Annotated in this window: 13 protein-coding genes; 9 read left to right on the top strand and 4 right to left on the bottom strand. The window is 73.2% G+C overall.

Translation table 11 applies throughout. From position 1 onward, the window contains the following. Positions 1–65: 65 nt before the first annotated feature. Both dusB and SCATT_RS07255 read right to left on the bottom strand, forming a co-directional pair. Complete coding sequence (gene dusB, locus SCATT_RS07250) at positions 66–1,235, bottom strand: tRNA dihydrouridine synthase DusB (RefSeq protein ID WP_014142320.1); 1,170 nt, start codon at positions 1,233–1,235, stop codon at positions 66–68. A 91-nt stretch (positions 1,236–1,326) separates the two neighbouring features. Continuing rightward, positions 1,327–2,253: a helix-turn-helix transcriptional regulator gene (locus SCATT_RS07255; RefSeq protein WP_014142321.1), complete on the bottom strand. Its 927-nt coding sequence runs from the start codon at positions 2,251–2,253 to the stop codon at positions 1,327–1,329. Positions 2,254–2,355: 102 nt separating this feature from the next. On the opposite strand from SCATT_RS07255, the gene SCATT_RS07260 reads away from it, so the two are divergent. The 5 genes from SCATT_RS07260 (at position 2,356) to SCATT_RS07280 (ending at position 7,921) form a co-directional block, all read left to right on the top strand. Beyond that, positions 2,356–3,912 carry an MFS transporter gene (locus SCATT_RS07260; RefSeq protein WP_014142322.1) on the top strand — a complete coding sequence of 519 codons (1,557 nt, stop codon included), beginning with the start codon at positions 2,356–2,358 and terminating at the stop codon, positions 3,910–3,912. A 135-nt stretch (positions 3,913–4,047) separates the two neighbouring features. After that, positions 4,048–5,049: an aldo/keto reductase gene (locus SCATT_RS07265; protein WP_014142323.1), complete on the top strand. Its 1,002-nt coding sequence runs from the start codon at positions 4,048–4,050 to the stop codon at positions 5,047–5,049. A gap of 56 nt (positions 5,050–5,105) precedes the next feature. Further along, positions 5,106–5,702 (top strand): TetR family transcriptional regulator, encoded by a 597-nt coding sequence (locus SCATT_RS07270; RefSeq protein WP_014142324.1) that lies wholly within the window; start codon positions 5,106–5,108, stop codon positions 5,700–5,702. Positions 5,703–6,059: 357 nt separating this feature from the next. Then, entirely contained in the window at positions 6,060–7,505 is a 1,446-nt protein-coding gene (locus SCATT_RS07275) for an MFS transporter (protein WP_014627640.1), read from the top strand. Further along, complete coding sequence (locus SCATT_RS07280; RefSeq protein WP_014142326.1) at positions 7,502–7,921, top strand: MarR family winged helix-turn-helix transcriptional regulator; 420 nt, start codon at positions 7,502–7,504, stop codon at positions 7,919–7,921. Before SCATT_RS07275 ends, SCATT_RS07280 begins: the two co-directional genes overlap by 4 nt. Before the next feature lie 74 nt (positions 7,922–7,995). Here the strand turns inward: SCATT_RS07280 and SCATT_RS07285 are convergent, their stop codons facing one another. Then, positions 7,996–9,378 carry a glycine--tRNA ligase gene (locus SCATT_RS07285; protein WP_014142327.1) on the bottom strand — a complete coding sequence of 461 codons (1,383 nt, stop codon included), beginning with the start codon at positions 9,376–9,378 and terminating at the stop codon, positions 7,996–7,998. Between the two features lie 220 nt (positions 9,379–9,598). Here SCATT_RS07285 and SCATT_RS07290 point away from each other — a divergent pair, with 220 nt between their 5' ends. The 4 genes from SCATT_RS07290 (at position 9,599) to SCATT_RS07305 (ending at position 12,733) form a co-directional block, all read left to right on the top strand. Continuing rightward, positions 9,599–10,543, top strand: coding sequence for a metal ABC transporter substrate-binding protein (locus SCATT_RS07290; protein ID WP_014142328.1), 945 nt, complete (start codon positions 9,599–9,601; stop codon positions 10,541–10,543). Continuing rightward, positions 10,540–11,334, top strand: a complete 795-nt coding sequence (locus SCATT_RS07295; RefSeq protein ID WP_014627641.1) for a metal ABC transporter ATP-binding protein — start codon at positions 10,540–10,542, stop codon at positions 11,332–11,334. Before SCATT_RS07290 ends, SCATT_RS07295 begins: the two co-directional genes overlap by 4 nt. Continuing rightward, entirely contained in the window at positions 11,331–12,230 is a 900-nt protein-coding gene (locus SCATT_RS07300) for a metal ABC transporter permease (RefSeq protein WP_014142330.1), read from the top strand. Before SCATT_RS07295 ends, SCATT_RS07300 begins: the two co-directional genes overlap by 4 nt. An 83-nt stretch (positions 12,231–12,313) precedes the next feature. Continuing rightward, positions 12,314–12,733 (top strand): Fur family transcriptional regulator, encoded by a 420-nt coding sequence (locus tag SCATT_RS07305; RefSeq protein WP_014142331.1) that lies wholly within the window; start codon positions 12,314–12,316, stop codon positions 12,731–12,733. Positions 12,734–12,743: 10 nt separating this feature from the next. Here SCATT_RS07305 and SCATT_RS07310 read toward each other — a convergent pair whose 3' ends face one another. Beyond that, positions 12,744–13,562: an isoprenyl transferase gene (locus tag SCATT_RS07310; RefSeq protein WP_014142332.1), complete on the bottom strand. Its 819-nt coding sequence runs from the start codon at positions 13,560–13,562 to the stop codon at positions 12,744–12,746. Between the last annotated feature and the right edge of the window lie 3 nt (positions 13,563–13,565).

Here is a 13,565-nt window from a genome sequence, read left to right on the forward strand (position 1 = left end):
GGGTGACTTTACGCCCGCGTGGCCGGGTCGTGCGCCGGTTCGCCGGAGGGGCGGTTGACGGGTGGTCAGCCGCCGGAGGTGTCGAGTTCGGCGTCGGCGCCGGCCACCGCGCGGTCGTAGGGGTCGTCCAGCCAGCCGTCCGGGAGGACCACGCGCTTGGTGCCCGCGGTGCGTCCGCGCGGCCCTTCGGCGCCCTCGGGCCACGGCTGGGTCAGGTCGAGGGAGTCGAGGTGCTCGTCGAGTTCGGCCAGCGAGGAGGCCATGGCCAGCCGCTGCCGGGCCTGGGAGCCGACCGCGAACCCCTTGGTGTACCAGGCGACGTGCTTGCGGAAGTCGATGACGCCGCGGGCCTCGTCGCCCATCCACTCGGCGAGCAGCCGGGCGTGGCGGCGCATGACGGCGGCCACCTCGCGCAGCGTGGGCCGGGCGGTGGTGCCGGTGCCGTCGAAGGCGGCGACCAGGTCGGCGAAGAGCCACGGGCGGCCCAGGCAGCCGCGGCCGACCACCACGCCGTCGCAGCCGGTCTCGCGCATCATGCGCACCGCGTCCTCGGCGCACCAGATGTCGCCGTTGCCGAGCACCGGGATCTCGGTCACCGCCTCCTTCAGCCGGGCGATCGCCGACCAGTCGGCGGTGCCGCCGTAGTGCTGGGCGGCGGTGCGGCCGTGCAGCGCGATGGCGGTGACCCCCTCCTCGACGGCGATCCGGCCGGCGTCCAGGTAGGTCAGGTGGTCGTCGTCGATGCCCTTGCGCATCTTGACGGTGACCGGCAGCGGGCCTGCGCCGGTGACCGCCTCGCGCAGGATGGCGCGGAGCAGGTTGCGCTTGTACGGCAGCGCGGAGCCGCCGCCCTTGCGGGTGACCTTCGGCACCGGGCAGCCGAAGTTGAGGTCGATGTGGTCGGCGAGGTCCTCCTCGACGATCATGCGCACCGCCTTGCCGACGGTGGCCGGGTCGACGCCGTACAGCTGGATGGAGCGCGGGCGCTCACCGGCGTCGAAGCGGATGAGCTGCATGGTCTTCTCGTTGCGTTCGACCAGCGCCCGGGTGGTGATCATCTCGGAGACGAAGAGCCCCTTGCCGCCGGTGGCCGGCGCGCCCGCTCCGGCGTCCCACCCGGTGCCCTCGGCGAACTCGCGGCACAGGGTGCGGAACGGCGCGTTGGTGATCCCCGCCATCGGTGCCAGGACGACGGACGGGAACACGGTGTGCGGGCCGATCTGCAAGGGCTTCATCTGCGGCGGGCTTCCTCGGTGGCGGACGCGGCGGTCGGGTACGGGCCCGTCCATTGTCCCGCACCCGGATGGCGGACCGACGCGGGCGCGGTCAGCCGACGGCGGCCAGCCGGTCGGCGGCGACGGCGGGACGTTCGGCAGGGCGTTCCACGGGACGTTCGACGGGGCGTTCCACGGACGGCGCCGAGGGCAGCTCGCTCAGCCGCTCCAGGCGGGCGCGGGTCTCCTCGTCCAGCGGGGTGTAGACCGCCATCCGGGTGCCGGTGCGGGGTCCGAGCCACATGCTGGTGTGCTCCAGGTTGAGCAGGCCGACCCGGTCGTTGAGGAACCGCTTGGGCCGGTTGGACGGCGGGGCGACCTCGTGCTGCCGCCACAGCTCGCGGAACTCCGGCGACGCCTGCTCCAGCCGCTTGACCAGGTACTTCCATACCGGCTCCGCCACGTGCTCGGCCATCGCGGCACGGAACTGGGCGGTGCAGCGGCGCCGTACCTGGTCCAGCTCGACCACGCTGCGCTGCCAGGCGGGGTCGGTGAAGACCAGCCACAGCACGTTGCGGTCCTCGGGCGGCAGCGCGTCGAGGTCGTCCACCATCCGCCCGTAGGTGGTGTTGTGGGCGAGGATGTCGTAGCGGCTGTTGATCACGGCGGCGGGCAGCGGTTCGAGCTGCCACAGGGTCTGCCGGACGGAGTCGGAGACCGTCGGGCAGTCCTTGCGCGGCACCGGGTCGGCGACGCCGGCCAGGACGAACAGGTGGGCGCGCTCGCCCGGGTCGAGCATCAGGGTGCGGGCCACCGCGTCGAGCACCTGGGCCGACACCTGGATGTCCCGGGCCTGTTCCAGCCAGGTGTACCAGGTGACCCCGACCGCCGACAGATGGGCGACCTCCTCGCGGCGCAGCCCCGGGGTGCGTCGGCGGCGGCCGACCGGCAGCCCCACCATGTCGGGGGTGATCCGCTCGCGGCGGCTGCGCAGGAAGTCGGCGAGTTCGCGACGGCGTACATCTGTGCTCACGGCCATGGGGTCAAGGGTGCCGCACCGGCCAGCCGGTTGCCAGGTTCGGCCAATACCTGGATAACCACACTCTGGTACCCCCTTCGCGCAGCCTCGATCGTAGAGGCCATGAGTGAACAGACCGGCATCACGACGAACGCCCCCGCCACCACCACCGCCCCCGCCTCCACCCTGGTGGGCTCCGGGCCGTCGCGCGCCGCGGTGGTACCGCGGGTACGCCGCCTGGGGCCGGCCGCGGCCGGCGCCGGACCGGAGGCTCCGCCGGGCGGGCCGGACGCGGCGCCCCATCTGCTGAGCCCGCTGGGGCTGTTGACGCTGCTGCTCGGGGCGGCGCTGCCGATGATCGACTTCTTCATCGTCAACGTGGCGCTGCCCACCATCGACCACGACCTCAAGGCCGGTCCGGCGCTGCTGGAGATGGTGGCCGCCGGGTACGGCGTGGCCTACGCGGTGCTCCTGGTGCTCGGCGGACGGCTCGGGGACACCTTCGGCCGCCGCCGGCTCTTCCTGACCGGCACCGCGCTGTTCGCGCTCACCTCGCTCGCCTGCGGGCTGGCGCCGAACGCGTGGTCGCTGGTGGGCGCCCGGGTGGCGCAGGGCGCGGCCTCGGCGATGATGCTGCCGCAGGTGCTGGCCACCATCCAGGCCACCACCACCGGGGCCCGGCGCGGCCGGGCGCTCGGCCTGTACGGCGCCACCGGCGGCATCTCCGCGGTGGCCGGGCAGGTGCTGGGCGGCTGGCTGGTCGCCGCCGACCTGGCGGGCACCGGCTGGCGGTCGATCTTCCTGGTGAACGTGCCGGTGGCGGTGGTCGCGATGGCGCTGAGCCTGCGGTCGGTGCCGGAGACCCGTTCCGACCGGCCGGCCCGGATCGACACCAAGGGCACCGTGCTGCTGGGGGCGACGCTGCTGGCGCTGCTGGTGCCGCTGATGGAGGGCAGGGCGGTCGGCTGGCCGGTGTGGACCTGGGTGCTGCTGGCCGCCTCGCCGTTCCTGGCGGCGGCGTTCTGGACGGTGGAGCGGCGCGGTGAGCGGGCCGGGGCCGATCCGCTGCTGCCGCCGAGCCTGCTGGCCAACCACGGCATGCGCAGCGGGCTGCGGGTGGCGCTGCCGTTCTTCACCGGTTTCGGCGGCTTCATGTTCGTGATGGCGGTCGCCCTCCAGCAGGGGCTGCGGCTGGGCCCGGTCTCGGCCGGGCTGGCGCTGACCCCGATGGCGGCGGCGTTCTTCGCGGCCTCGCTGATCGCCCCGCGGCTGGTGACCCGGTACGGGCGGCACGTGGTCACCGTGGGCCTCGCGGTCCAGGGCGTCGGGCTGCTGGTGGTGGTCGCCACGGCGCTGGCGGGGTGGCCGGCGCTGGGCCCGCTCGACCTGCTGCCGGGGATGGCGGTGCTCGGCTTCGGTCAGGGCTTCGCGATGAGCACCCTGTTCCGCATCGTGCTCTCCGAGGTGCCCGCCGACCGGGCCGGCGTGGGCAGCGGGGTCATGGTGACCACCCAGCAGTCCTCGCTGGCGCTCGGGGTGGCCACGCTCGGCACCCTCTTCCTCTCCCTGGCCGGTTCGGTCGGGATGCGGGACGCGCTGGTCACGGCGATCCTCATCCAGGTGGCGGGCTGTGTGGCGGCGGTGGCGCTGAGCGTGCGGCTGCCGCGGTCGGTGCGCTGACGCCACGCACCAGGGGGCGGACACATGGAATGACAGATATTGAAATCTGTCATTCCATGTGTCATAGTCGTTGACGTACGCGGGGTCCGCCCTGCTTGTACCGATTCCTCCGCACCCTTCCCTTTCTGGAGCGTCATGCGCACCCGCACCCTCGGCACCACCGGCCCGCGCACCTCGGCCATCGGCCTCGGCTGCATGGGGATGTCCGCCCTGTACGGCGAGGCCGACCGCGGCGAGTCGATCGCCACCGTCCACGCCGCGCTGGACGCCGGGATCACTCTGCTGGACACCGGCGACTTCTACGGCATGGGCCACAACGAACTGCTCGTCCGGGAGGCCCTCGCCACCCGCCCCGGCTCCCGGGAGAACGCGCTGATCAGCGTGAAGTTCGGGGCGCTGCGGGAGGCCGGGGGCGGCTGGCTGGGGTACGACGGCCGCCCCGAGGCGGTCCACAACTTCCTCGCCTACTCGCTCCAGCGGCTCGGCACCGACCACGTGGACGTCTACCGGATCGCCCGGCTCGACCCGGCGGTGCCGATCGAGGAGACCGTCGGCGCCATCGCCGAGGAGGTGGAGGCGGGCCGGGTGCGCCACATCGGGCTCTCCGAGGTGGGCGCGCAGACGCTGCGCCGGGCCGCCGCGGTGGCCCCGATCAGCGATCTGCAGATCGAGTACTCGCTGTTCTCCCGGGGCATCGAGCCGGAGATCCTGCCCACCGCCCGGGAGCTGGGCATCGGCATCACCGCCTACGGGGTGCTCTCCCGCGGCCTGCTCAGCGGCCACTGGAGCGCCCAACGGCCGGTCGCCGCCGGGGACTTCCGCGCCCACAGCCCCCGTTTCTCCGGGGAGAACCTCCAGCGCAACCTGTCCCTGGTGGAGGCGCTGCGGACGATCGCCGACGACAAGGGTGCTACCGTCGCCCAGATCGCCATCGCCTGGGTGCTCGCGCGTGGTGAGGACATCGTTCCGCTGGTCGGCGCGCGGCGCCGGGACCGGCTCACCGAAGCGCTGGGCGCGCTGGAGGTGACCCTGGACGAGGGCGACCTGGCCGCGATCGAGCGGGCCGTCCCGCACGACGCCGTGGCGGGCACGCGGTACGCGGCCGACCAGATGGAGCACCTCGACAGCGAGAAGTAGCCGCGGGTGGCGCGGGGAACCGCGTCCCGCCCGCGACGGAAAGGCCGGACCCGCCCATGGCGCCGCAGCCCCTGACCCCGGACCGCATCCTGGAGGCCACCGAGGAGGTGCTGCGCCGCCACGGCCCGGCGAAGGCCACCGTGGTGGACGTGGCCCGGGCGCTGGGGGTCAGCCACGGCAGCGTGTACCGCCACTTCCCCAGCAAGACGGCGCTGCGGGAGGCGGTGACCGCGCGCTGGCTCGACCAGTCGCACGCCGAACTCGCCGATGTCGCCGCGGAGTCGGGCCCGGCCCCGGAACGGCTGACCCGGTGGCTGACCGCGCTCTTCACGTTCAAGCGGCGCAAGGCCGGCTGCGACCCCGAGCTGTTCGCCACCTACGTGGCGCTCACCGGCGAGCACAGCGAGGTCGTCGCGGCGCACATCACCACCCTCACCGGCCACCTCGCCCGGATCATCGCCGACGGGGTGGCCGCCGGTGACTTCTCGGTCGACGACCCCGCCACCGCCGCCCGCGCCGTCTGGGACGCCACCGTCCGCTTCCACGACCCCGCCCACGCCGCCGACTGGTCCTCCCCCTCCATCACCCCGGCCTTCACCGCCGTCTGCGCCCTGGCCCTCCGCGGCCTGGGCTTCGCCCCGCCCCGCGACTGACCCGGACGCGATCACGATCCCGGCCGGCCGCGGAGGAGGCGTCCCCGGCGGGTCGACCCGCCGGCCGAGCCCCGGGGCGGCGCGGGGGCGGGGGCGGCCCGCCCCGGAACGGAAGCCCCGCCGGGCGCGCCGACGCCTCCGCCCCTGGCGCGCGGAAGCCCCGTCCGGCTCGGGCCGGCCAGGCCGCGCCGACGGCCCGGCGGCGGAAACCGGCCCGGACCGGGGGCGGCCCGCCTCGAACGCCCCGGGCCACCTCCCCGCGAGCCGTTCCGGCCGGAAACACGCCGCGCCACTCCCGCGTTTGGTTGTAAGCTCTAAATAATTCTGACCTCACAACTAACCGCCGGAGTGAACTTCGTGCCCGAACTCAGCCACAGGCGGCGGATGCTGGTGCTGGCGATCTGCTGCATGAGCCTGCTGATCGTGAGCCTGGACAACACCGTGCTCAACGTCGCGCTGCCGTCGATGCAGCGGGAGTTGCACACGTCGGTGTCGGGGCTGCAGTGGACCATCGACGCCTACACACTGGTGCTGGCGAGCTTGCTGATGCTGTCCGGGTCGACCGCCGACCGGATCGGGCGGCGCCGTACCTTCCAGGTGGGGCTCGCCGTCTTCTCGGCGGCGTCGTTGCTGTGCAGCCTCGCGCCCAGCCTGTCGTGGCTGGTCGCGGCCCGCATGCTGCAGGCGGTCGGCGGCTCGATGCTCAACCCGGTGGCCATGTCGATCATCACCAACACCTTCACCGTGCCCAGGGAACGCGCCCGGGCGATCGGCGTGTGGGGCGGGGTGGTCGGCATCAGCATGGCGGCCGGCCCGATCATCGGCGGCGCCCTGGTGGAGTCGACCGGCTGGCGGGCCATCTTCTGGCTCAACGTCCCCGTCGGCGTGCTCGCCCTCGTCCTCACCCGGCTCTTCGTCCCGGAGTCCCGCGCCCCCAAGCCGCGCCGGGTGGACCCGGTCGGCCAGCTGCTGATGATCGTGCTGCTGGCCGCGCTCACCTACGGCATCATCGAGACCCCGGCCCACGGCTGGTCCTCGCCGCTGGTGCTGGGGTGCGAGGCCCTCGCCGTCCTCGCCCTGCTCGGCATCGTGTGGTACGAGCCCCGGCGCGCCGAACCCCTCATCGACCTGCGTTTCTTCCGCAGCGCCCCGTTCTCCGGCGCCACCGTGATCGCCATCTGCGGCTTCGCCGCGCTCGGCGGCTTCCTCTTCCTCAACTCCCTCTACCTGCAAGACGTCCGCGGCCTCGACCCGCTGCACGCCGGGCTGTTCATGCTGCCGATGGCCGCCATGACGCTGGTGTGCGCGCCGCTGTCGGGACGGATCGTCGGCGCCCGCGGACCGCGGCTGCCGCTGCTGCTGGCCGGCGCCGCCATGTGCGCCAGCGCGATACCGCTCGCCGTGGACTTCTCCGCGCACACCCCGACCGCCTGGCTGGTCGCCGTCTACGTGGTCTTCGGCATCGGCTTCGGCCTGGTCAACGCGCCGATCACCAACACCGCCGTGTCCGGCATGCCGCGCGCCCAGGCCGGGGTGGCCGCCGCCGTCGCCTCCACCAGCCGCCAGATCGGCCAGTCGCTGGGGGTCGCGGTGATCGGCGCGGTGATGGCCTCCGCCTCGCTCGGCGCCGGCGCCCCCGGCTTCGCCGCCACCGGCCGCACCGCCTGGTGGATCGTCGCCGGGTGCGGGGCCGCCGTCCTGGCGGTCGGTACGATCACCTCCGGGCGCTGGGCCCGTACCACCGCGGAGCGGACCGCGGAACGGCTGGAGACGGCGGAGATCAAGGTGGCGGTGAGCACGTGAGCGACGAGGCGGCGGACCTCGCCGGCGAGGTGTGGCGGTCCCTGCGCGAACTGGTGCTGGACCGCAACGACCGCCGCAAGCAGGCGGCCGAGTCCGCCGGGCTCACCTTCAACCGGGTCAAGGCGCTGATCCGGATCGCCGCCGAACCGCTGACCCTGCGGGCGCTCGCCGAATACCTGGTGATCGACGCCCCGTACACCACCGTGGTCGTGGACGACCTGGTCAAGCGCGGCCTCGCCGAACGGCTGGCGCACCCGCAGGACCGCCGGGCCAAGCTGGTGCACGCCACCGCCGCCGGCCGCCGGGTGGCCCGGCGGGCCGCCGCCGTCATGGACACCCCGCCCGACGCGCTGCTCGCGCTCGACCCGGAGGAGCTGGCCGTGCTCGACCGGATCCTCGGCAAGCTGCTCGCCTGAGGGCCACGGCCCGGACACGGGAAAGGGGCGCCCCGGACGAAGATCCGTCCGGGGCGCCCCTTTCCGTACCGGGCTCAGCAGCCGAGCAGCCGGCTGCCCAGGTAGGAGGCGACCTGGTCCAGGGAGACCCGCTCCTGCTTCATGGTGTCGCGCTCGCGCACGGTCACCGCGTTGTCCTCCAGGGTGTCGAAGTCGACGGTGACGCAGAACGGGGTGCCGATCTCGTCCTGGCGGCGGTAGCGGCGGCCGATGGCGCCCGCGTCGTCGAACTCGATGTTCCAGTGCTTGCGCAGGTCCGCCGCGAGCCCCTTGGCCTTCGGGGAGAGCTGCGGGTTGCGGGAGAGCGGCAGCACGGCGACCTTGACCGGCGCGAGGCGCGGGTCGAGGCGCATCACGACGCGCTTCTCCAGCTGGCCCTTGGCGTTGGGCGCCTCGTCCTCGTTGTACGCGTCGAGCATGAAGGCGAGCATCGCGCGGTTGACACCGGCGGCCGGCTCGATGACGTACGGGAACCAGCGCTCGCCGGCCTCCTGGTCGAAGTAGGACAGGTCCTGGCCGGACGCCTTGGAGTGCGAGGACAGGTCGTAGTCGGTGCGGTTGGCCACACCCTCCAGCTCGGAGAACTCGGTGCCGCCGAAGTTGAAGCGGTACTCGATGTCAGCGGTGCGCTTGGAGTAGTGGGAGAGCTTCTCCTTGGGGTGCTCGTACCACCGCATGTTCTCCTCGCGCATGCCGAGGTCGCGGTACCAGCCCCAGCGCTGCTCCATCCAGTACTCGTGCCAGGTGTCGTCCTCGCCCGGCTTGACGAAGAACTCCATCTCCATCTGCTCGAACTCGCGGGTGCGGAAGATGAAGTTGCCCGGGGTGATCTCGTTCCGGAACGACTTGCCCATCTGCGCGATGCCGAACGGCGGCTTCTTGCGCGAGGTCTGCTGGACGGCGGCGAAGTTGGTGAAGATGCCCTGGGCGGTCTCGGGGCGCAGGTAGGCGACCGAGCCGGTGTCCTGGGTGGGGCCGAGGTGGGTGGAAAGGAGCCCGGAGAACTGCTTGGGCTCGGTGAAGGCGCCCTTGTTGCCGCAGTTGGGGCAGTTGAGGTCGGAGAGCCCGTGCTCCGGCATCCGGCCGTGCTTGGCCTCGTACGCCTCCTCCAGGTGGTCCGCGCGGAACCGCTTGTGGCAGGAGGTGCACTCGGTGAGCGGGTCGGTGAAGGTGGCGACGTGCCCGGAGGCCACCCAGACCTCGGGGGCGAGGATCACCGACGAGTCGATACCGACGACGTCGTCGCGCGAGGTCACCATGGCGCGCCACCACTGGCGCTTGATGTTCTCCTTGAGCTCCACGCCGAGCGGTCCGTAGTCCCAGGCGGCGCGCTGGCCGCCGTAGATCTCGGAGCAGGGGTAGACGAAGCCACGGCGCTTGCTCAGGCTGACGATGGTGTCGATCTTGTCGGCGGCCACGGTGCTCTCTTCAGTACGACGAAGCGGTCAGTGTGGGATCCGCCGGTGACCGCGAAAAAGGGATGGCGCGGTCCAACTGCGGCCCAGCGAATACCTCAGGTTACCGGCGCACGCACCCTGCGGGCCAAATCGGTGGCGGGGTTTCCCGGCGGGCGGTGTGACGGGGACGGCGCTTGCACTGAATTGACAATCGTTACCATTTCAGTTGAACATGAGTGTCATGAACATACGTCGCGCGACGGCCGCCGTCGCCCTGGCCGGTGCCACCGCGCTGGCGCTCACGCTCACCGGGTGCTCCGGCACCTCCGCGTCCGCCAAGGACGGCAAGCTGGACGTCGTCGCCTCGTTCTACCCGCTGGAGTACGCCACCGAGCAGATCGGCGGCGCACACGTCCACGTCACCGACCTGACCCCGCCCGGCACCGAGCCGCACGACCTGGAGCTGGCCCCCCGGCAGGTGGCCGCGGTGCACAGCGCGGACCTGGTGGTCTACCTCAAGGGGCTCCAGCCCACCGTCGACCAGGCGGTCGCCCAGGGCGGCCCGGCGCACACCGCCGAGGTCACCTCCTACGCCCCGCTGGAGGACCACGGCACCGAGGTGGACGGCGCCGCCGAGAACCACGCGAGGACCGCCGACGGCCGCGCCGGCGACCCGCACGTCTGGCTCGACCCCGAGCGCTACGCCAAGATCGCCAGGGGCATCGGCGACCAGCTCGCCAAGGCCGACCCGGCGCACGCGGCCGACTACCGCGCCGGCGCCGACCGGTTCACCGCCCGCCTCGGCGCGCTGGACAAGGAGTTCCGCACCGGCCTGACCGGCTGCCGGGCCAAGACCTTCGTCACCTCGCACGCCGCCTTCGGCTACCTCGCCGAGAGCTACGGGCTGGACCAGATCGCCATCAACGGCGTGGACCCGGAGTCCGAGCCCACCCCGGCGCGGATGACCGAGATCCAGGACCAGGCGCGCGAGCACGGCGTCACCACGGTCTTCTTCGAGTCCCTGGTCAGCCCCAAGCTGGCCCGCACCATCGCCGGCGACCTCCATCTGAAGACCGCCGTCCTCGACCCGCTGGAAGGCGTCAAGGACCCGGCCAAGGACGACTACTTCAGCGTGATGCGGCGCAACCTGGCCAACCTGCGCACCGCCCTGGGGTGTTCCAGGTGAGCGCGCGGATACCGGCCCAGCGCGCCGCCGGGGCGGCCGACCCGGTCCGGCTGCGGGGCGCGGTGGCGGCTCTCGGCGGCCGTACCGTGCTGCGCGGCGTCGACCTGACCGTGCGCCCCGGTGAGGTGGTCGCGCTGCTGGGCGCCAACGGCTCGGGCAAGTCCACCACCGTCAAGACCGTGGTCGGCTCGGTGCCGCTGCGCGCGGGCACGCTGGAGCTGTTCGGCACCCCGGCCGCCCGCTTCCGCGACTGGCGGCGCATCGGCTACGTGCCGCAGCGCACCACCGCCGCGGCCGGCGTGCCCGCCTCGGTACGGGAGGTGGTGGCCACCGGACGCCTCTCCCGCCACCGGCTGCGCCCGCTGCGCCGCGCCGACAAGGCGGCGGTGGAGGCCGCCCTGGCCGCGGTCGGCATGGCGGACCGGGCCCGGGACGGGGTGGCCGACCTCTCCGGCGGCCAGCAGCAGCGGGTGCTGATCGCCCGCGCGCTGGCCGGCGGACCCGACCTGCTGATCATGGACGAGCCGATGGCCGGCGTCGACCTGGCCAGCCAGCGGGTGCTGGCGGACACGCTGCGCGCCGAGGTCGCCCGCGGCGCCTCCGTCCTGCTGGTGCTCCACGAACTCGGGCCGCTGCAGCCGCTGATCGACCGCGCGGTCGTGCTGCGCGACGGCCGCGTCGTCCACGACGGCCCGCCGCCCGCCGCCGGCCCGGTGGCCGGCGAGGAGCACTGCCACACCGAAACCGAACCGGCGCCCGGCGCCACCATCGTCACGGGACCGCTGACATGAACCTCCTCTCCTACGACTTCATGCAGCGCGCGCTGCTGGCCGCGGTGCTCATCGGGGTCACCGCCCCGGCCGTCGGCATCTACCTGGTCCAGCGCCGCCAGGCGCTGATGGGCGACGGCATCGGCCATGTCGCCCTCACCGGCGTGGGCCTGGGCTTCGTCTTCCACACCAGCCCGGTGTGGATGGCGGTGCTGGTGTGCGTGGCGGGCGCGGTGGTCATGGAGGTCATCCGCTCACGCGGCAACCAGCGCGGCGACATCGCGCTGGCCATGCTCTTCTACGGCGGCATGGCCTGCGGCAAGCTGCTGGTCAGCGTCTCGGCCAACGGCGGGGGCGGCGGCAACCTGGAGTCCTACCTGTGGGGCTCCATCCTCACCGTGGCCCCGGCCGACCTGGTGGCCATCGTGGTGCTGGGCGCCTTCGCGGTGGCGGTCACCCTCGGGCTGCGGCGCCAGCTCTTCGCGGTCTGCCAGGACGAGGAGTTCGCCCGGGTCACCGGGGTGCCGGTGCGCCTGCTCAACCTGCTGCTGGCGGTCACCGCGGCGGTCACCGTGACGGTGGCGATGCGGGTGGTCGGGCTGCTGCTGGTCAGCGCGCTGATGGTGGTGCCGGTGGCGGCGGCCCAGCAGCTGACCCGGTCGTTCGCGGCCACCCAGGCGCTCTCGGTGGCCGTCGGCGTGGTGGTGGCGCTGGCCGGGGTCACCGGCTCGTACTACGTGGACGTGCCCTCCGGGCCGGCCATCGTGCTGCTGGCCATCGCCGTCTTCGCCGGGTGCACCGCGCTGGCCGCGCCGCTGGCCCGCCGGACGGCCCGCCGCCGCGCGGCCGGAACGGAGCGCCCGCGGCGCCCCGACGACTCGGCGCCGACCGAGCCGGGCCCCGCGCTGGCACAATAGGGGCACCTGGGCAACCGGGTACGAGACCAACAGGCGACGTGCACCGGGCGCCACCCGCCCGCGCAGACCCGAGGAGGACGACCGTGGCCACCGCCAAGCCGCCCGTACAGGGCCGCGCCACCCGGCAGCGGGCCGCAGTGTCGGCCGCGCTCAACGAGGTCGACGAGTTCCGCAGCGCGCAGGAGCTCCACGACCTGCTGCGGCACCGTGGCGACTCGGTGGGGCTGACCACCGTCTACCGCACCCTGCAGTCGCTCGCCGACGCCGGCGAGGTCGACGTGTTGCGCACCAGCGAGGGCGAGGCGGTCTACCGCCGGTGCAGCAGCGGCCACCACCACCACCTGGTCTGCCGCGGCTGCGGCAAGGCGGTCGAGGTGGCCGGGCCGGCCGTGGAGCGGTGGGCCGACGCCGTCGCCGCCGAGCACGGCTACGTGGACGTCGACCACACCATCGAGATCTTCGGCACCTGCGCGGAGTGCGCCGCGGCCCGCGCCGAGGGGTGACCGGCGCCGGTCAGCTCCCGGCGCCGGCCTCGTTGGGCAGCGCGCCGCCGAACCGCCGGTCCCGGGAGGCGTACTCCAGGCAGGCCCGCCACAGGTCACGGCGGTCGAAGTCGGGCCAGAGCACGTCCTGGAAGACCATCTCGGCGTAGGCCGACTGCCACAGCAGGTAGTTGGAGGTGCGCTGCTCGCCGGAGGGGCGGACGAACAGGTCGACGTCGGGCATGTCCGGGTAGTACAGGTACTTGGCGAAGGTCTTCTCGTTGACCTTGGACGGGTCCAGCCGCCCGGCCCGCACGTCGGCGGCGATCGCGGCGGCGGCGTCGGCGATCTCCGCCCGGCCGCCGTAGTTGACGCAGAAGTAGAGCGTCATCACGTCGTTGTTCTTCGTCTGCTCCTGGGCGATCTTCAGCTCCTCGACCACCGACTTCCACAGCTTGGGCATCCGGCCGGTCCACCGGATGCGGATGCCCAGCTCGTCCATCTCGTCCCGGCGGCGGCGGATGACGTCCCGGTTGAAGTTCATCAGGAAGCGCACCTCCTCCGGGGAGCGCTTCCAGTTCTCCGTCGAGAAGGCGTACAGCGAGAGGTTCTTGACGCCCATCTCGATGCAGCCGGCCAGGACGTCGAGGACCACGCCCTCGCCCACCTTGTGGCCCTCGGTGCGCGGCAGCCCGCGCTGCTTGGCCCAGCGGCCGTTGCCGTCCATCACGACGGCGACGTGGTTGGGCACCAGCTCCGCGGGGATCTTCGGCGGGCGGGCGCCGGAGGGGTGCGGATCCGGGACGCGGTACTCGCGGCGGTTGCGGCCGAGGATCCCACGACGTGCCATGCG

The organism is Streptantibioticus cattleyicolor NRRL 8057 = DSM 46488, from assembly GCF_000240165.1.
GTDB classification, from domain to species: Bacteria; Actinomycetota; Actinomycetes; order Streptomycetales; family Streptomycetaceae; genus Streptantibioticus; species Streptantibioticus cattleyicolor.